The organism is Deltaproteobacteria bacterium, assembly GCA_016874755.1.
Classification (GTDB): domain Bacteria; phylum Desulfobacterota; class Binatia; order UBA9968; family UBA9968; genus DP-20.
In genome coordinates, this window is sequence record VGTH01000022.1 from 15,795 (window position 1) to 32,627 (window position 16,833).

The 16,833-nt window shown below is 57.9% G+C and carries 17 protein-coding genes; 10 read left to right on the forward strand and 7 right to left on the reverse strand.

Translation table 11 applies throughout. The annotated features are described in order from the left end of the window. Positions 1-85 precede the first annotated feature (85 nt). The 5 genes from FJ145_14485 to FJ145_14505 all read left to right on the forward strand — a co-directional run bounded on the left by FJ145_14485 (position 86) and on the right by FJ145_14505 (position 5,098). Positions 86-1,063 (forward strand): ABC transporter substrate-binding protein, encoded by a 978-nt coding sequence (locus FJ145_14485; protein MBM4262624.1) that lies wholly within the window; start codon positions 86-88, stop codon positions 1,061-1,063. An 89-nt stretch (positions 1,064-1,152) separates the two neighbouring features. Next, positions 1,153-2,247: a zinc-binding dehydrogenase gene (locus FJ145_14490; GenBank protein ID MBM4262625.1), complete on the forward strand. Its 1,095-nt coding sequence runs from the start codon at positions 1,153-1,155 to the stop codon at positions 2,245-2,247. A gap of 43 nt (positions 2,248-2,290) precedes the next feature. Beyond that, the gene (locus FJ145_14495) at positions 2,291-3,061 is read left to right on the forward strand and encodes an SDR family oxidoreductase (protein ID MBM4262626.1); all 771 of its coding nucleotides are present in this window, start codon (positions 2,291-2,293) and stop codon (positions 3,059-3,061) included. A gap of 129 nt (positions 3,062-3,190) precedes the next feature. Next, on the forward strand, positions 3,191-4,231 hold the full coding sequence (locus FJ145_14500; GenBank protein MBM4262627.1) for an amidohydrolase: 1,041 nt from the start codon (positions 3,191-3,193) through the stop codon (positions 4,229-4,231). 105 nt (positions 4,232-4,336) lie between these two features. After that, positions 4,337-5,098 (forward strand): glucose 1-dehydrogenase, encoded by a 762-nt coding sequence (locus tag FJ145_14505; GenBank protein MBM4262628.1) that lies wholly within the window; start codon positions 4,337-4,339, stop codon positions 5,096-5,098. Between the two features lie 27 nt (positions 5,099-5,125). Here the strand turns inward: FJ145_14505 and amrB are convergent, their stop codons facing one another. From amrB to FJ145_14520, 3 genes are read right to left on the reverse strand one after another with little or no spacing between them, the layout of a single operon-like run. Next, positions 5,126-6,373, reverse strand: a complete 1,248-nt coding sequence (amrB, locus tag FJ145_14510; GenBank protein MBM4262629.1) for an AmmeMemoRadiSam system protein B — start codon at positions 6,371-6,373, stop codon at positions 5,126-5,128. A gap of 15 nt (positions 6,374-6,388) precedes the next feature. After that, positions 6,389-6,688: a DUF59 domain-containing protein gene (locus FJ145_14515; GenBank protein ID MBM4262630.1), complete on the reverse strand. Its 300-nt coding sequence runs from the start codon at positions 6,686-6,688 to the stop codon at positions 6,389-6,391. Positions 6,689-6,701: 13 nt separating this feature from the next. Then, complete coding sequence (locus tag FJ145_14520) at positions 6,702-7,802, reverse strand: Mrp/NBP35 family ATP-binding protein (GenBank protein MBM4262631.1); 1,101 nt, start codon at positions 7,800-7,802, stop codon at positions 6,702-6,704. 196 nt (positions 7,803-7,998) lie between these two features. Here FJ145_14520 and FJ145_14525 point away from each other — a divergent pair, with 196 nt between their 5' ends. Both FJ145_14525 and FJ145_14530 read left to right on the forward strand, forming a co-directional pair. After that, positions 7,999-8,337 (forward strand): hypothetical protein, encoded by a 339-nt coding sequence (locus FJ145_14525; protein ID MBM4262632.1) that lies wholly within the window; start codon positions 7,999-8,001, stop codon positions 8,335-8,337. A 100-nt stretch (positions 8,338-8,437) separates the two neighbouring features. Further along, positions 8,438-9,151, forward strand: a complete 714-nt coding sequence (locus FJ145_14530) for an OmpA family protein (protein ID MBM4262633.1) — start codon at positions 8,438-8,440, stop codon at positions 9,149-9,151. On the opposite strand, the gene plsY is transcribed toward FJ145_14530, so the two are convergent. The 3 genes from plsY to FJ145_14545 form a co-directional block, all read right to left on the reverse strand. Next, positions 9,138-9,728, reverse strand: coding sequence for a glycerol-3-phosphate 1-O-acyltransferase PlsY (plsY, locus tag FJ145_14535; GenBank protein MBM4262634.1), 591 nt, complete (start codon positions 9,726-9,728; stop codon positions 9,138-9,140). The genes FJ145_14530 and plsY overlap by 14 nt on opposite strands. 25 nt (positions 9,729-9,753) lie before the next feature. Next, positions 9,754-10,398, reverse strand: coding sequence for a hypothetical protein (locus FJ145_14540; protein MBM4262635.1), 645 nt, complete (start codon positions 10,396-10,398; stop codon positions 9,754-9,756). A gap of 104 nt (positions 10,399-10,502) precedes the next feature. Then, positions 10,503-11,594 carry an ethanolamine ammonia lyase-activating protein gene (locus FJ145_14545; protein ID MBM4262636.1) on the reverse strand — a complete coding sequence of 364 codons (1,092 nt, stop codon included), beginning with the start codon at positions 11,592-11,594 and terminating at the stop codon, positions 10,503-10,505. A gap of 219 nt (positions 11,595-11,813) precedes the next feature. On the opposite strand from FJ145_14545, the gene FJ145_14550 reads away from it, so the two are divergent. From FJ145_14550 to FJ145_14560, 3 genes are all read left to right on the forward strand, one after another. After that, complete coding sequence (locus tag FJ145_14550) at positions 11,814-12,005, forward strand: biotin/lipoyl-binding protein (GenBank protein MBM4262637.1); 192 nt, start codon at positions 11,814-11,816, stop codon at positions 12,003-12,005. A 218-nt stretch (positions 12,006-12,223) separates the two neighbouring features. Beyond that, positions 12,224-13,372 (forward strand): sodium ion-translocating decarboxylase subunit beta, encoded by a 1,149-nt coding sequence (locus tag FJ145_14555; GenBank protein ID MBM4262638.1) that lies wholly within the window; start codon positions 12,224-12,226, stop codon positions 13,370-13,372. A 22-nt stretch (positions 13,373-13,394) separates the two neighbouring features. Next, positions 13,395-14,948, forward strand: a complete 1,554-nt coding sequence (locus tag FJ145_14560) for an acyl-CoA carboxylase subunit beta (protein ID MBM4262639.1) — start codon at positions 13,395-13,397, stop codon at positions 14,946-14,948. On the opposite strand, the gene FJ145_14565 is transcribed toward FJ145_14560, so the two are convergent. Then, positions 14,949-16,814, reverse strand: a complete 1,866-nt coding sequence (locus tag FJ145_14565) for a PAS domain S-box protein (protein ID MBM4262640.1) — start codon at positions 16,812-16,814, stop codon at positions 14,949-14,951. Positions 16,815-16,833: the final 19 nt, after the last annotated feature.

The window sequence follows — 16,833 nt, forward strand, 5'->3', positions numbered from 1 at the left end:
ACTTACTTGATTCCAGGACGGATTCAGAAGTATAGAGGTAAGCGAGAAGCAAGGTCAATATTGGGCTTTCCGAATAGGAGCTCGAATGGTGTATCTGCGCAAGATGTTTCTTTTGCTGGCTTTCGTTTTGCTTCAGGCCGGCCCGGCGGCGGCCGCCAACATAAATGTCGTTTGGACCAGCGAGGTTGGCCAGTTCGCCCCGCTCTGGGTGACCAAAGAGGCCAAGCTGTTCGAGAAATACGGCAACAGTGTGCAACTCATATTCATTCAAGGCGCTTCCTCCGCGGCAGCGGCGCTCACCTCTGGCGACGCCCACGTCGGGATGTTTTCGCCGCAGGTGGTGATTTCGACGCCGCAGTTGGAATTGCTCATGTTCGGCCGCCTGGGCAATACGATGGATAATCGCATCTATGCCAAGAAAGGCATCAAGAGCCTCAAAGAAGTAAAACGGGTGGCCATTAGCCGCTTTGGCAGCAACGCCGACTTCGCGGCTCGCTATCTCCTACAGCGCGAAGGGTTGAAACCGGAAATCGACGTGGCTTTGCTGCAAGTCGGCAATCAATCCAACCGCATCGCCGCGGTGGAAACCAACAACGCCGACGCCGCCATGCTGACGCCGCCGATGACGCTTCAGGCGCGCAAACTCGGCATGACGCTCTTGGTCGACGCCTCGAAGATGAACATTCCCTATTCCAGCTTGATGTTTGTCGCGCGCCGCCCCTACTTGACCAAAACCCGCGCCGAGTTGGTCAACTTCACCAAAGCGATGATCGAGGGCGTGGCGCTTTACAAAGCGAACAAGGAGTTTTCGCTCAAAGTGTTGTCCAAGTACATGAAAGTTCAAGATCGTGAAATATTGGAAGAAAACTTTCGCGAGTACGATTTTCCGCTCAGGCCCTACCCTGCCAAAGAATACTTCGAGCTGCCGATTCAAGAAGTCGGCAAGAAGGATCCCAAGGTTTTGAAGGAAAATCCCGAACGCTACGCCGACATGTCGCTGGTCAAAGAAATCGAAAACAGTGGCTTCATCGACAAGGTGATGGCGGAATACAAAGTCAAATAGCTGAGAAGGATTCCTTACCCCTTTGCAAAAAGGGGGGAACACTGAACTGAGAATAAGCGATTTTACTCATCAATAAAGGAGGACAAACTATGGCAAGCTCAAGAGGCGCAACTCTACTAGGCCCTGACAAACTGGAACTACGCGAATACCCCATCCCCGACATTCCGCCCGATGGTGGATTGTTGAAAGTCGAGATAGGCGGCGTCTGCGGCACTGACGTCAAGTATCTCCACGGCAAGCTCAAAGTCGACTACCCGATCATCCTCGGCCATGAAATCCTTGGCCGGGTCGAGAAGCTCGGCAGCAAGGCCGCGGCGATCCACCACGTCAAAGAAGGCGACCGGGTCATTCTCAAGGGCGCGCTGGGCTGCGGCCGCTGCCCCGACTGTCGGCGCAACAATCAGCGCTTCTGCCGGCAAAGAACCAATTACGGCGGACGCACCAAGTGCGACCAGCCGCCGCATCTGTTTGGCGGCTTCGCCGATTATCTCTATCTCGCGCCCGACGTGCTTTGCACCAAAGTGAGCGAGTCGCTTTCTGCTGAAGCGGCCGCGCTCGTGGGCTCCGTGATGGCCAACGGCTTTCAGTGGGCGCTCAAACGGGGTGGCGTTAAGATGGGTGATTACGTTTTGATCCAGGGCCCCGGCCAGCAGGGGCTATCCTGCACCTTTGCTTCCAAGCACGGCGGCGCCGCGAAAATTTTCGTCAGCGGCATCGGCCGCGACAAACCGCGGCTCGATTTGGCGAAAAAATTTGGCGCCACGCGCGTTATTAACGTCGAAGAAGAAGACGTGGTCGAAGTCGTTCGTAAAGAAACCAACGGCGAGATGTGCGACGTGGTCGTCGATGTTTCCGGCAATCCCAATGCGATCTTGAAATCAGTCGACTGCCTGCACCGCCAGGCCACCATGGTCCTCGGCGGTTTGACCGGCGACACGACGGTGACGCCGATGCTCATGGACAAACTAGTCTGGAGCGAGATCAAGCTCCAAGGCTGCTTCACCGCCGACAACGACGCCACCGAAGCGGCGCTACGCATCATCGAAGAGACCAAATTCCCGGTTGAGCAAATGGTCAGCCACGTCTTTCCCTTAAAAGACATCGAGCACTGCATCCGCTCCATCGGCGGCGAAGTGCCGGGCACGTTCCCGACCAAGGCGTTGATCAATCCGGCGATCGGTTAAAACAAAAGGTAGGGGCGACCGGCCGGTCGCCCTTACAGATTGCATGATCCAAGGCCTCAAAGACAAAGTCGTCATCGTCACCGGCGGTGCCCATGGTATCGGCAAAGCCTACTGCAAAGGGTTTGCCGGCGCTCGAGCGCGGGTGGTGATTGCCGACAGTGATCAGGCCGCCGCGGAAAAAGCTGCAGCCGAAATCGTAGGGGCGATTCATGAATCGCCCTTCCCGCTGCACACCGATGTTTCGAACGAAGCATCAACAAAAAACATGGCGGCCAAAGTGCTGGAGCGCTTTGGCCGCATCGATGTATTGATCAACAACGCCGCGGTATTTTCGGTCGTGCCGATGAACCGCGGCCGCATCGAAACCATCGACCCTGATGAGTGGGATCGTTTGATGGCGGTGAATCTGCGCGGCCTGTTTTTCTGCTGCCGCGCGGTCTTGCCGACCATGCGCGCGCAGAAATCCGGCAAGATCATCAACGTCGCCTCGGGAACGGTCTTCGCCGGCAGCCCGGGGCGCATTCACTACGTGACGTCGAAAACCGCCACCATCGGTTTCACCCGCACGCTGGCGCGCGAAGTCGGTGAGTTCAACATCAATGTGAACTGTCTGGCGCCGGGCAACACGCTATCGGAAGAAAACCCGGACGAAGCGACGATTCGCCTGCGCGAATCGTCGGCGGGCCTGCGCGCACTCAAGCGCGTGCAAGTGCCCCAGGACGTCGTCGGCGCCATGCTGTTTCTCGCGTCGCCGTTGAGCGATTTCATGACAGGACAAACCGTCAACGTCGACGGCGGGATATCGTTTCTTTGAGGCACCAGTGTTCAACACTGCACCCTTAATGGGATCGAAGGTTCCGTCATACCGGCGCAGGCCGGTATCCATCCCTCAACCCAACCTGGATGCCGGCCTGCGCCGGCATGACGTTATGAGGAGTTTGCCATGAACGTTTCCTATCCGATCATCGACGCCGACGGCCATATCTTGGAAAAAGATCGCGAGCTGCACGACTACCTCGGCGGCCGCTACTCCAGCGCACCGCGCTTCGAGACCTATGGCTACTTTCCGTCGCTCGACGGCTGGAATCGCGGCACCGGTGTGCCGGGAAAAGATCCGGAGACGCCGGCTTCGCGCTGGCTGCAATTCTTGGACGAGTTAGGGGTCCACTTGACGGTTCTCTACCCCACCAGCGGATTAGGATTGGGGCTAGTACAGAATCCCGAGTGGTCCTGCGTGCTCGCGCGGGCTTACAACTCTTGGCTCTCCGACCGCTTTTTGAAGGTGAGCCCGCGCCTGCAAGGCGTGGCGCTCTTGCCGGTGCATGAGCCCATCGAGGCCGCCAAAGAATTAGCGCGTGCGAAGTCGCTCGGCTTCGTCGCCGGTCTCATGCCGGCCGTCACCTGGCTGCACAAGGGCTACGGCCACCATGACTTCGATCCAATCTACGAAGCGGCGGAGAAGCTCGACATGCCGCTCACGATCCACGGCGCGCCCAGCCGCGGCATGGGCTTCGATTTCTTCAACAAGTTTCTCCACGTCCACACGCTGGAACATCCGTTCGCGATCTTGATTCAATTCACCCACATGGTTTTCGAAGGTGTCTTCGTGCGCTTTCCCAAACTGCGCGTGGCGTATCTCGAAGCCGGCTGCGGCTGGCTCCCCTACATGATGGACCGCATGGACGAAGAGATGGAGAAGCCCTACCGCGTTCAGGCGCCGCTGTTGAAACAAAAACCCAGCGAGCTGATCCGCAATGGCCAGATCTGGACCACCTGCGAAGTCGAGGAGAAAGCGCTGCCGTCGGTGCTGAAACTATTCAATCCCAAATGCTTGATGTGGCCCTCGGACTATCCGCACGAGCGGCTGCCGGACATGTTCAAGCGCGATATTCCGGAGTTTCTCGAACGGGACGACATCAGCGACGAAACTAAGAAAGCGATCCTGCACGACAACCCAGTGAACTTTTACCGGCTGAAGATTTAAGAAAGTATCTCGCGCAGAGGCGCAGAGATCGCAGAGAAAAAATATTTTCCGAACTCAGCGCCTCGGCGCGAGATATTCTTCTGAATTCTCCCCCACAGGAGGCTCATCATGCGTTTGAAAGACAAAGTTGCCATCGTCACCGGCGGCGGCGTGGGCATCGGTAAAGCCTATGCCCACGGTCTCGCGAAAGAAGGTGCGAAGGTTGTCGTCGCCGATATTCAAGACACCGAAGCGCAGAAGGTCGCCGCGGAAATCAAAGCCGCCGGCGGCGCAGCGATCGCCGTCGCGGTGGATGTGACGTCGCGAGAAAAAACTCAAGCCATGGCGGCCGCCGCGCTCAAAGCCTACGGCCGCATCGATATTCTCGTCAACAACGCGGGGCTCTATTCCGCGCTCAAGAAGAAAGCCTTCATGGAAATCGACGGCGACGAGTGGGACCGCGTCATGGCGGTCAATGTCAAAGGACTTTGGCATTGCGTCAAAGCCGTCTATCCGTCGATGAAACAGCAGGGCAAAGGCAAGATCATCAATATTTCGTCGGGCACGACCCAAACCGGCACGCCGATGTTTTTGCACTACGTCTCGTCGAAGGGTGCGGTGCTCTCGTTTACCCGCGCCTTGGCGCGCGAGGTGGGCAGCGACAACATCTGCGTCAACTCGATCATGCCCGGCCTGACTATTTCGGGCCCCAACCAGGAAGGGGTCACCAGCCCCGAGCAGCTCGCCGACCGCAGAAAGCGGCGCGCCTTTCAGCGCGACCAAGTGCCGCAGGATCTCGTCGGCACGGTGATCTTTCTTGCTTCTGATGACAGCGACTTCATGACCGGCCAGTCGATCGTCGTCGACGGCGGCATGAACATGCATTGAGGCAACGGGATTAGAGGGTCGCGAGACTTATTCAAAGACTATACTCGTAAACGTCACCGCCGAGCCGGTCTCCTGCGTGAAGGCTTGGCCGTAGTGCAGGTGATTGCCGCGCGTGTCGTCGAGCAGATGAATGAGTGAGTAGAGCGGCGAGAAGCCGCAGATTTTGCGCTTGTCCTGATCTTTGGCGATCTCGTGAAAAAATCCCGGCGCGTCCAGGGCAGCTAAACGCTCGACCAGTTTGTGGTCTTCGTCTTCAACCCATTTGAGGAACGCTTCATCGACCGGTTCGTGATCGCCGAATTGCTTGCCCACATGGGCTAGGTCGACGCCGGCAACGAAACAGACTTGCCGGCCGTCGGATTCGGCAAGCCGGCGCAAAACGCTAAGGAACTTGCCGACATCGTTTTGGCTCTCCGGCAGGGTTTTGCTGATCATCGCTTCGTGAAACGACGACACCAAGATTGGCACGATCTTAAACGGCCGCTCCGGTTTGCCGGAGAGCTCGGCGCGTTTTTGCGCGATGTACTTCAAATAGAGCACTTGGAATTCGACCGAATGCTCGCCGCGGTGCAGATACTCGTCGACAAAAAAATCGCTGGCACATTGCTCGTGCAAGCGGTTGACAAATTCTCGATCGGTCTCGACGACGCCCAGCGGGGTCTCAAAATCTTTCAGCGTTAAAATATACGGCATTTCGCCGCCGCAGTGCGAAGTCCCAAGGATAATGTAGAGATCCGCCCCTGCGCTTTCCGCCAAGCTCTTGTACGCCCAGGCATAGGCGGGCCCGCCGCGATGGAAATCGATGTGCGGCGCAACGATCGCTTTCGGCGTCGGCGCAGAGTTTTTGCCCGCCGGCATGCCCGGCCCTTTCGGCGATTGAAAGTAACCGTCGAGCTGGGCTCTGAGCCCACGCGCATCGTTCTTGTAGCAACCACCCACATGCGCGGCGGCGCGCGTCGGCTGCCGGCGAAACTCTAAGATCAACCCTTTTTGGAACGTCGCGAAGTTCTCACTCTGCAAATAGTGCTGCTGGTCGAGCATGTCGACGAACTTTTTCAGCTCGTCGCTCAGCAGCAATGTGCCAAACTGTTTGGCATAGGCCTCCTGAATATCGAGCAGCGAATGCTGGCCGTCGAAGTGAGAAAGAATGAAATAACCCACCGGCGAAAGACCGATGGGGGTGGCGAAGTTGGCGGGATCTTTAAGATAGATAAGGGTCTGCTCCCCCTCTTTTACCGGGAACGCATCGACATATCGCAGCAGCGGTTTGTCCATGGGTCCGAACAAAAATCAGACAATGCCTAATCTCTGCTTCGCCTCCTCGGCGATCATGCTCGGATTCCACGGCGGGTCCCAGACCAGATCGACAGTGGCATCGCTCACCCCTTCGAGCGCCATGATTTTCTGTTTGGCGTCGTTGGCGATCATCGTCCCCATGCCGCAGCCCGGCGCCGTCAGCGTCATCTTTACCGCCACCTGATCGTCGTTGACTTCGACGTCGTAGACCAAACCGAGGTCGACGATGTTGACCGGAATCTCCGGGTCGTAGCAATCTTGCAGCGCTTCGTAAACCTGTTCTTTGGTGACCATGAGAGTTTTCCTCTTAGCTCGAGACGATTTTCAACCCTTGAACTCTCTGCGCGCGCTCGGAAGCGATCGACAGTTGGCCGGCCAACTTGGCCGCGATATCGAGAAAACTTTTGCTTACGGGTGATTTCGGATCTTGCACGAGAATCGGCACGCCGCTGTCGCCGCCCTCGCGCAGCGCCGGTGTGATCGGAATTTCACCGAGATAAGGAATTTGAAATCGATCTGCTGCATTCTTGGCGCCGCCGCGGGAAAAAATATCGTGCTCCTTGCCGCAGCCGTCGCAGATGAAATAGCTCATGTTCTCAACGATGCCGAGGATCGGAATCATCACTTTGTCGAACATCGATTTCGCCCGCACGACATCGGCCAACGCGACGTTCTGCGGCGTCGCCACCAACAACGCGCCGCTGACTTTCAATTGCTGCGAAAAAGTAATCTGCACGTCGCCGGTGCCCGGCGGCATGTCGACGACCAGATAATCCAAGTCGCCCCAATGCACGTCGGCCATCAATTGATGCAGCGCTTTGCCCAACATTGGGCCGCGCCAGATCACCGCCTGATCGGGGTCGAGAAAAAAGCCGATGGACATGATCGGAATGCCGTGCGCCATGGTCGGCGCGATTTTCTGCGCGCCGGCGACGTCGACCTTGGTGGGCTCGCCCTTCACGCCCATGATGATCGGCACCGAGGGGCCGTAAATGTCGGCATCGAGGAGGCCCGTCGCCGCGCCGTGCGCTTTGAGCGCGACCGCGAGATTGGCGGCCACCGTCGACTTGCCCACGCCGCCCTTGCCCGCAGCGACCAACACGACATTTTTCACCGACGGCAAGAGATCGGTCTGTCCGGCGCCAGCTTTGCTGCCACGCACCTGAGCGCCGAAGTTAATTTCCAGCCCGGTAATCCCCGCCACGCTGGCCAGGGCCATTTTACAGTCGGTTTCAATAGTTTCTCGGAGCGGACAGGCTGGCGTCGTCAGCTCCACGGTAAAGCTAACCCTGCCGCCGTTTAGGGCGAGTTGCTTCACCATGCCTAGGCTGACAATGTCTCGGTGCAGTTCCGGATCTTGCACGCGGCTTAATGCTTGAAGAATTTGCTCCTGCGTTACAGCTTCCACAAGGTTCCTTTCGCGAATGAAAAAACTATAGACCTATAAGGTCTATCAGGTCAACGATTCTCCCCGGCCAAAGCGCAGCGCGCAGAGTTTTCATTGCATCTGCCGCTACTTACCTTGCCGCTCTCGGTTTGCTCTGATAAAATTGAGGTAACTTTTACACCCTTAACAACACTTGCAAATGCGTCAGGAGGTTTCCATGCGAAACGCTGCAAAGAGAGTGGCTTTGGTATGTCTCATCGGTGCGGTGACAGGCTGCGCTGGCGGTTCGATTACTAAGCGTGAAGCCGGCGCCGGCATTGGCGCGCTCGGCGGCGCCGCAGCGGGAGGTGCCATCGGGTCGGCGGTAGGCCGCCCAGGAGTGGGGGCGGCGGTCGGGGGGCTATTGGGGTTGGGCGCCGGCGCGTTGATCGGCGACCAAATCCAGGGAACCGACAACCGACAGATCGACCAACAGCGTCAAATCGACAGCAATCAGGCGGAAATCGAGCGCCAGCGGCGCGAGCTGGAACGTCTGAGAAAACAGGGCGAATATTAGCATCCGGCACAAAAAATCTACTTTTTTTCCGAGTTAAACGTCTAATAGCAAAGCGCCGCCGCCGTGAGTTTCCCGTGGCGCGTGCCAAGAAGGAGTATCAATGATGAATCTTTCAATGAAAAAGCTTACCGGTGTGGCATTGTCAGCCGCCGTTATTATTTCGGGGTGCGCCGGGGGTGAGATAACCACTCGCGAAAAAGGCGCTGCCATTGGCGCGCTAGGTGGAGCCGCGGCCGGTGCGGCCGTCGGAGCTGCGGTCAGACGCCCGGGAACCGGCGCTGCCATCGGCGGCGTGTTAGGCCTCGGCGCCGGCGCAATCATCGGCGATCAGATTCAAGGCCAGCAAAACAAACAGGCCGAGCAACAGCGCTCCCTCGATCAACAGCGTGTTGAGATCGAAAAGAACCGCCAATTGATCGAAGAGTTGCGCAAACGCAACATCGACGCGCGCGAAACCGACCGGGGCGTCATGGTCAATCTGCCGGCGGTCAATTTCGAATTTGACCGCGCCGACCTGACCCGCGACGGTCAAAGCAAAGTCAGCCAAATCGCCAGCATCATTCGCAGAGATGCGCCGGGCCGCAGAATCTCGGTGGAAGGGCACGCGAGCCGCGAAAGCGCCGCTCAGGAGGATTACAACCAGCGGCTTTCCGAACGACGGGCTAATACAGTGGCCGATGCCCTTGAGCGCAACGGCGTCGATGGCCGCAATCTTGGCGCCCGCGGCCTTGGCACCCGTTCGCCAATCGCAACCAACGATACGGAATCGGGGCGCAGCCAAAACCGCCGCGTGGAAGTAATTATCGAGAACTAGCCGAGCCAAAGCGCGGCTCGGTGCCGGCGCGCAGCCGCTGAATATTGCCGCGGTGGCGCCAAACGATCATGACGGCAAGAAGAACTCCCATGCCGACTAAAACCGGCGGATAGGCTAAAAGCCACAAAGCTATTGGGGCAGCGGCAGCAGCGGCAATCGAGCCCAATGAAACGATGCGGCTGCTGCCAATCACCCCAGCGAAAACCCCGACGAAAACCAACGTGGCGAGCGGCGCCAAGGCCAGGAAAACCCCCAACGCCGTGGCCACTCCCTTCCCACCTTTAAACTTAAGGTAGACTGGATAGAGATGTCCCAGAAACGCCGCGATGCCGGCGCAGGCGATCGCCAGTTCCGCTAAATTCATCCGGCGCCCAACCACAACCGGCAGGACTCCTTTGGCGACGTCGATGACTAACGTCAGTATTCCCTGACGCTTGCCGACGACGCGGGCAACGTTCGTGGCGCCGACGTTGCCGCTGCCGGCACTGCGGACATCGACACCGGCGAGCTTTCCTAACACATAGCCGCTCGGGATCGCACCGATGAAATAGGCGCAAAGAATCAACAAAATTTCCATGAGGGAGCAAACAATATGAACCGGTTTAAAACATCAAGCGGCTGCGCTTGAGCCGCTCGCGCCGCAGAGAGTGAATACCGCCGCAAATCCACCCTAGAACGAAGGTCAGCACTGCAACGCCGAGCCAAATGGCGGTGCCCAAGCCGCCACCGACTAGGAGGTCGATCAACGGCCGCGATTTGCCGGCTGCTGCATTAGTGCCGACGGTAAGCGGCACCGGCCCCTTTGCCGCCGGAGCGCTTGGCACCAGAGCCGGCGCAGGAGGCACGGCAGTCGGAGTCACCGGTGCTTCTGCGGATTTTTTAGGGTTGGCCACCGGCGTGGGTACGTTCGGTGGGACCGGCGTCTTGCCAACTTCTTTGGTTTCGCCGGCCTTCGCCGGCGTCCCGGCCGCTTTCTGCGGCTCGGAAAACTTCAACAAGTTCTTATGAATAAAGCCCCTTTGCCCTTCGGCGGCCGTCACCTGGTACCATTCGCCGTCTAGTCTTTCAACCATAACGGCGTCGCCCTCCTTGAGGGTGACGATGATCGCCTGTTCGACGCTCGGGCCAACGCGCAGGTTCGCCGTCGGAGTGCCAGAGACCAGCGCCTTCTCAGCGCCGAAGGCTGGCGAACTGCTGAAGAAAGCGATTACTAGCGCAAGAAAAACTCGAACAATTGCGACGTGCATGGCTTTGACCTAATACGGGTTGTCTCATGGCCGCTCTTCGGCCACAAAAAAGCCCCGCATAGCGTGCACCCATGCGAGGCTTTTGCTCTACATCGAAACCAGAACTACGGTCGTTTGTAGAAATTGGGATCCATCTTCGTCGTGGTGCCGGACTTAGCGAGTTCTTCTTCGAAGGCTTTGCGAATCCATGGTTGTTCGTCGAAATATTCAATCTGGTTGCCGCCGGCTTTGACATCCTTGTCGACTTTGGTGATGTCGCCAAAGCCTTCGCCCAGGCTGTATTTGATACCGCCCAAACGCGGCGGCAGATAGCGCGCGCCCTCCGCTCCCGTGTTGAAATGTTGGTGCCACATCATCGCCGGCGGCGTAAACACGCTGCCGTCCTGCCAGTCGTAGCGTTTCGGCTCTTGTCCTTCTCTCCAGAAGAGTGAAAAACCTTTGCCTTTGATGATGATCACGTTGAAGCCAGGGCCATGGCGGTGGGCTTTCTTGTAAGTTCCCACGGGAAATTCCGAGATATGTGCCGCCATTGAGCCGTTGGCCATTTCCAGGAAAACATTCTTACCGCCGGCGCCGCGCTCTTTCCATTCTTCAAGCGCGAAGTTACGCGCATCGGCGACAAAGTTGGTGTCCCACACACGCCCCGGATATGCTTTGCCTTTGCCGCTGAAGTATTCCGGGTCGCCGTCGAAGCGTTCAGTAAAATCCTGCGGCGTGTTGAAGACGAATTGCTCATTGTGAAACAGGTTCAACACGATCGGCGCGCTGTTAACTGAAAAAAATCGCGCCGGCTCGCTGCCTGAGCCGTTGAAATGCTGGTAGGTGCAGTTGAGCGGCAGCGCGAATAAGCTGCCTTCGTGCCATTCGAACTGAGTCTTGGCACCTTTGTCATTCCAAATGGTCGTCGCGCCGCTGCCCTTCAAGACAAAGTGCAGATCTTCATACAGGTGGCGCATCGGGTTCAACTTCTTGCCGCCGGGGATTTCACTCACGTAAGAGCCGGTCGCCCCTTCAGCGCCTTCCATGTTGATAAAGGCACCACTGCCGCCGGTGCGCGCCCAGGGTTTGACCTCGACTTTCTTTAAGTCTTGAACGAAAAAGGTTTTCATCACCGGGATCCCCTCACCCAGCTGCCACTTGTCATAGAAGGGGATATTATCCATTATGTTATCGACTTGCTCAGCGGCTTTCGACATGATTTTCCTCCGAAAAAAACTATGCCGTTTTCATATCGTATCGAACCGGTGAAAGCAAGGTTGTTGGCCGCGTTCTAGAGGCGCCCAAAACCCTCGGAAATCTCCTCGCTGAAAAACTCATAGCATTGACTTTAAAGTCGAAACTCTTCTAAATGGCGGCTACTATTTTAGTTGCAGCAGAAAAGGAGCGACGCCTTGGCGACAACCGTTGAAGCCCCCATGGTGGGCAAGGTTTTGAAAATCGAGAAGAACGTCGGCGACCATGTGGATGAAGACGATGTGGTGATTGTCATGGAAGCAATGAAAATGGAAATTCCCGTGGTGGCTCCTGCCGCCGGCACGGTTAAGGAAATCAAGGTGACCGCGGGCCAGGCTGTCGAAGCCGAACAAGTGCTCGCCGTTATCGAATAACTCGCCGCTCTGGCGCAAATACCCTCTCACTCTATAGCGCTTTCCGAGGAACGCGGATGAATCTAGATAATTGGACGTTTGGCTGGACCCTCGCCCTGATCGGCATGGGCGGCACCATGCTGGTTTTGTGGCTGATGAGCCTGATGATTTTATTGATCCGCAAAGCCTTCCCCTACAAGCCCGAAGACTCGGGCGCCAAGAAAGGTTAATCGGCTAGAATGGAATCAGCCCTCGCTTATGGTCTACAAGGCCTGTTTCTCGGCGTCGTGAACATCACCTTGCCCAAGGTGATCATGATCTTAATCGGTTCCGGGCTGCTCTATCTCGGCATTAAGAAAGGCTACGAGCCGTTGTTGCTCGTGCCCATTGGTTTTGGCGCCATTCTGGTCAACATTCCGCTGTCCGAGATGATGCACGACGGCGGTTTTCTGAGATTTTTCTACAACATCGGCGTCAGCACGGAAATCTTTCCGCTGCTGATTTTCCTTGGCATCGGCGCCATGACCGACTTTCAGCCGCTCCTGCAAAATCCGAAAATTATTCTGCTCGGCGCCGCCGGCCAGTTCGGGATTTTCCTAACTCTATTGCTCGCGCTGGCGCTCGGTTTCGACAAGCTCGACGCCGTCGCCGTCGCGGTCATCGGTGCCTGCGACGGCCCGACGGCGATTTACGTCAGCTCGAAGTTCGCGCCGCATATGCTGGGCGCCGTATCGGTCGCTGCGTACTCTTACATGTCGCTCGTGCCGCTCATCCAGCCGCCGATCATGCGCGCGCTGACCACCGAGAAAGAACGGCAGATCGTCATGGGCGCGGCCAAGCTCGAGCCGATCTCAAAGACAACCAAGATCGTTTTCCCCATCGCTGTCACCATATTTGCGTCGATCCTAGCGCCCAAAGGCGCGCCGTTGATCGGCACGGTTATGCTTGGCAATTTGCTGCGCGAGTGCGGCGTGGTCGAGCGCTTGAAAAGTGCGTCGGAGAACGAGATCGCCAACATCGTTACCCTGCTCCTCGGTCTGTGCATCGGCGCGACCATGGAGGCCGACAAATTTCTCAAAACCCAAACCCTGCTCATCCTCGCTTTGGGCTTCATCGCCATCAGCCTCGACACCGCCGTCGGCGTGCTGTTCGGCAAAGCGATGTGTTTTTTCACCGGCGGCAAAGTCAACCCGCTGATTGGCGCCGCCGGCATCTCGGCGTTTCCGATGTCGGCTCGGGTCGTGCAGGCGGAAGGACAAAAGTACAATAAGAAGAGCTATCTGCTCATGCATGCCATGAGCGCCAACGCCGGCGGCCAAATCGGTTCGGTGATAGCCGCCGCGGTCATGCTCTCGGTGCTGCAGGGCATGGGCATTGTCGGCAAATAAAAAATTTTCTATCAGGTGAGCCATGGCGCCAACCCGTGAAGAGCTAGCAAAAAAACTCACCGGCCTCGAACAGAAAGTCATCACCGGCGACGCCAAAACCGTCGCCAAGCTCCATGAGCAGGGCAACCTCGCCTGTCGCGAGCGCATCGACAAGCTCCTCGACCCCGGCACTTTCGTTGAAGAGTTTATGCTGGCGGAAACGCCGTGCACCGACTTCGGCATGGCCGAGCGCCGCCAACCCTCGGACGGTGTGGTCATCGGTTACGGCAAGATCGACGGCCGCCTCGTCTACGTCTACTCGCAAGACCGCTCGGTGATGGCCGGCAGCGTCGGCGCCGCCCATGCGGAGAAAATTGCCTACGCGATTCAAACCGCCCGCAAGGTCGGTGTGCCGGTGATCGGCTTGAATGACTCCGCCGGCGCGCGCATTCAAGAAGGACTCTCGGTCACCTCCGCCATCGGCAAAATCTTTTTTGAGAACAGCATCGCTTCGGGCTGCGTGCCCCAGATCTCGGCGATCATGGGCCCCTGCATCGGCGTCGGCTCCTACTCGCCGGCGCTGACCGATGTGATTTTGCAAGTGCAGGGCTCGAGCCAAATGTTCATCACCGGCCCCGCGGTCATTAAAGAAGTGCTCGGCGAGACGGTCACCATGGAAGAGCTCGGCGGTGCCAAAATTCACTCCGAAGTCTCCGGCTGCACCGATCTGGTGGCGAAAAACGATGAAGAGTGTTTGGCAATGATTCGCAAGCTGATCGGCTTTCTGCCGCTCAGCTTCGAACAGCAGCCACCGCGCAAGCCACCCACCGACGATCCGGCGCGGGCGCTGGATAAGCTCGAGCAGATCGTCCCGGAAGAGATGAAGCGCGCCTATAACATCAACCAGGTAATCAAAGCGATCGTCGACGACGGCGATTTTTTCGAGTTGAAAGCCAAGTTCGCGCGCAATCTGGTGATCGGCTTCGGCCGCCTCGACGGCCATCCGGTGGGCTTTGTTGCCAACCAACCGATGTTTTTGGCCGGCAGCTTGGACGTCGATGCTTCGGACAAAGCGGCGCGCTTTATTCGTTTCTGCGATGCGTTCAACGTGCCGGTCATTACGCTCATGGACGTGCCGGGATTTTTTCCCGGCAAACAGCAAGAAGAGAAGGGCATCATCCGCCACGGCGCCAAGATGCTCTACGCCTACGCCGAGGCGACGGTGCCCAAAATTACGATCGTTTTGCGCAAGGGCTACGGCGGCGCCAAGCAGGCGCTGTGCACGCGCGAGATGGGCGCCGATCAGCTATTTGTTTGGCCCGGCGTGGAACTCGCGGTCATGGGCGGCGGCGGCGCGGTCAATGTGCTGTACAAAAAAGAAATCGATCAATCCGCCGATCCGGCGAAGACCCGCGCCGAGAAGATCGCCGAATATCAAGAGCGTTTTAGCGGCCCGTTCGAAGCATTGTCAAAGCAATTCGCCCAGGCGGCCATCCGCCCGGCGGAAACCCGCAAACGGTTGATTCAATCCTTGGAGATCCTGCGCAACAAAAAAGAAGAGCGGCCGCAGAAGAAACACGGCTTGATGCCGGTGTAGTTAAAGATCTGCTCTCTGCTCTTCGAGCAGCTCAGCTGGCTCGCCCAGTCCGGCTGGCAACGAAAAGAAGAACGTCGCTCCGCGCTTTTCTTCGCTCTCAACCCAGAGCACGCCGTCGTGCGCTTCGATGATTTTTTTGCAGATCGCCAGGCCCAGGCCGGTGCCCAGCGGCGCTGACTTTTGCCCGCTCGAAACTTGGCGATATTTTTCGAAGATCGAAGCAATTTCGGCTTCAGGAATGCCGACGCCGCTGTCTCTAACCCAGGCGGTGATCTGCGAGGCGCTCTCGCAGCGCGCGCCGATCTCGATGCGCCCCCCCGGCTGGGTGAACTTAAGCGCATTGTTGAGCAGGTTGTCTAACACCTGATTGATCAAGCGTGGGTCGAGCGGCACCGGCGGCAAGTCCGGACTCACGACAACGGCCATCTCGATTGATCTTTTGCCAGCCTGAATCGAGTACTGCAGCATGCTCTCGCGCAGGATGGCGCCCATATCGACCGTTTGCTTGGTCAATTTGATATGGCCGGCTTCCATTTTCGAGAGGTCCAGAAACTGCGTAATATGCTCAACCAGACTCATGCAACTGCCGCGCATCTTGCCGAGCCATTGCTTCTGTTCCGCGTTGACTTCGCCGAAGACCTCGTCCTGTAGCGATTCGGCAATGGAGGCAAGGTTCGACAGCGGCGCGCGCAGATCGTGCACCACCATGGCGGTGAAATCGGCCAACAGCTTTTCCGTCCGGCGCCGCTCTTCGATCTCGCCCTCGAGATGGGCATTGATTTGTAGCGTGTTGCCATAAAGGCTGGCGTTCTCCACCGCCAAGCCAATCTGATGCGCCAGCGCTTGCAAAAATTGACTTTGCTCAGGTGTGTAGTCGCGCGCCTCGGGATGCATCAGCGTCAGCGCTCCGTGCAGCTGCGCGCTGCGCGGCAGCGGCAAGACAGTGAGGGCCTTCATTCCCGCGGCGCTGTAGACCGCACCGATGCGCGGCAACTTGCTGGCGTCCTCAACAAACCACGGTTGGCCGGGGTCGGGCATGCGATCCACCGTCGCCTCGCTCAGGTGCTTCAGGTCGTCGAGATCTGCTTGCACAACGTTGGGCCGGCTGCTGGCACCGTAGCTGCGCGGCTGGCCATTGGCGTCGTAGAAACGCATAAACGCGTACTCAAAGCCCGCGGCGGCGACCAAGCGGCGCAGCGCGCGCTCGACGACGTCGCCCAACGCAAGTGTGCCACCGACCTCTTGAGCAACGGTGTAAAGGGTTTCCATATGGCTGGCGTCAGTGCGCAGCCGTTCTTCAACCATTTTCAGCGAAGTGATATCGCGCGCGATCGTCGACGCGCCGATAATCTTGCCAGCCGGATCCTTGATCGGGGAAACCGATGCCGAGACGTAGAGCCGCCGGCCATCTTTGCGGATGCGCTCGGTCTCGTAGCGGTTGATGCCTTTGCCCTGGGCGACCATCACCAGCAAATCGGGAATCTCGTTGGGCCGGTCGGGGGGATTGAGCAGTGTCACCGGCTGCCCGACGATTTCCTGTTCGCCGTAGCCATAGGTGTTTTCCGCGCCGGCGTTCCAACTCGTCACCACGCCATCGAGCGTCATACCGATAATGGCGTCTTCGCAGGACTCGACGATGGCCGCCAGTTGCGACTGCGCTTCGTTGGCACGCCCGCGCGCTTCCATGAATCGGTTGGCGCTAATCCCGATCGCGGTGGCCAACAGCAAGACGAAACCCAGCACCCAGGCGAGCAAATTCGACCCCGCCGTGTGGTACAGCAGTTCATGCCCAAGCAATGCCAAAACGCCACAAAGCAAAAGCAGGACGAAAATAAACTTGATGCGCTGTTGGCCGTTGGATGTCATCGAAGTCTGCTTAATCAAT

What these genes read in the sequence shown, in the direction of transcription:
- FJ145_14565 (MBM4262640.1), bottom strand. Translation starts at nt 16,814, where the DNA reads ATGACATCCAACGGCCAACAGCGCATCAAGTTTATTTTCGTCCTGCTT.
- FJ145_14550 (MBM4262637.1), top strand. Translation starts at nt 11,814, where the DNA reads ATGGTGGGCAAGGTTTTGAAAATCGAGAAGAACGTCGGCGACCATGTG.
- FJ145_14530 (MBM4262633.1), top strand. Translation starts at nt 8,438, where the DNA reads ATGATGAATCTTTCAATGAAAAAGCTTACCGGTGTGGCATTGTCAGCC.
- FJ145_14490 (MBM4262625.1), top strand. Translation starts at nt 1,153, where the DNA reads ATGGCAAGCTCAAGAGGCGCAACTCTACTAGGCCCTGACAAACTGGAA.
- FJ145_14555 (MBM4262638.1), top strand. Translation starts at nt 12,224, where the DNA reads ATGGAATCAGCCCTCGCTTATGGTCTACAAGGCCTGTTTCTCGGCGTC.
- plsY (MBM4262634.1), bottom strand. Translation starts at nt 9,728, where the DNA reads ATGGAAATTTTGTTGATTCTTTGCGCCTATTTCATCGGTGCGATCCCG.
- FJ145_14515 (MBM4262630.1), bottom strand. Translation starts at nt 6,688, where the DNA reads ATGGTCACCAAAGAACAGGTTTACGAAGCGCTGCAAGATTGCTACGAC.
- FJ145_14560 (MBM4262639.1), top strand. Translation starts at nt 13,395, where the DNA reads ATGGCGCCAACCCGTGAAGAGCTAGCAAAAAAACTCACCGGCCTCGAA.
- FJ145_14540 (MBM4262635.1), bottom strand. Translation starts at nt 10,398, where the DNA reads ATGCACGTCGCAATTGTTCGAGTTTTTCTTGCGCTAGTAATCGCTTTC.
- amrB (MBM4262629.1), bottom strand. Translation starts at nt 6,373, where the DNA reads ATGGACAAACCGCTGCTGCGATATGTCGATGCGTTCCCGGTAAAAGAG.
- FJ145_14495 (MBM4262626.1), top strand. Translation starts at nt 2,291, where the DNA reads ATGATCCAAGGCCTCAAAGACAAAGTCGTCATCGTCACCGGCGGTGCC.
- FJ145_14545 (MBM4262636.1), bottom strand. Translation starts at nt 11,594, where the DNA reads ATGTCGAAAGCCGCTGAGCAAGTCGATAACATAATGGATAATATCCCC.
- FJ145_14485 (MBM4262624.1), top strand. Translation starts at nt 86, where the DNA reads ATGGTGTATCTGCGCAAGATGTTTCTTTTGCTGGCTTTCGTTTTGCTT.
- FJ145_14525 (MBM4262632.1), top strand. Translation starts at nt 7,999, where the DNA reads ATGCGAAACGCTGCAAAGAGAGTGGCTTTGGTATGTCTCATCGGTGCG.
- FJ145_14500 (MBM4262627.1), top strand. Translation starts at nt 3,191, where the DNA reads ATGAACGTTTCCTATCCGATCATCGACGCCGACGGCCATATCTTGGAA.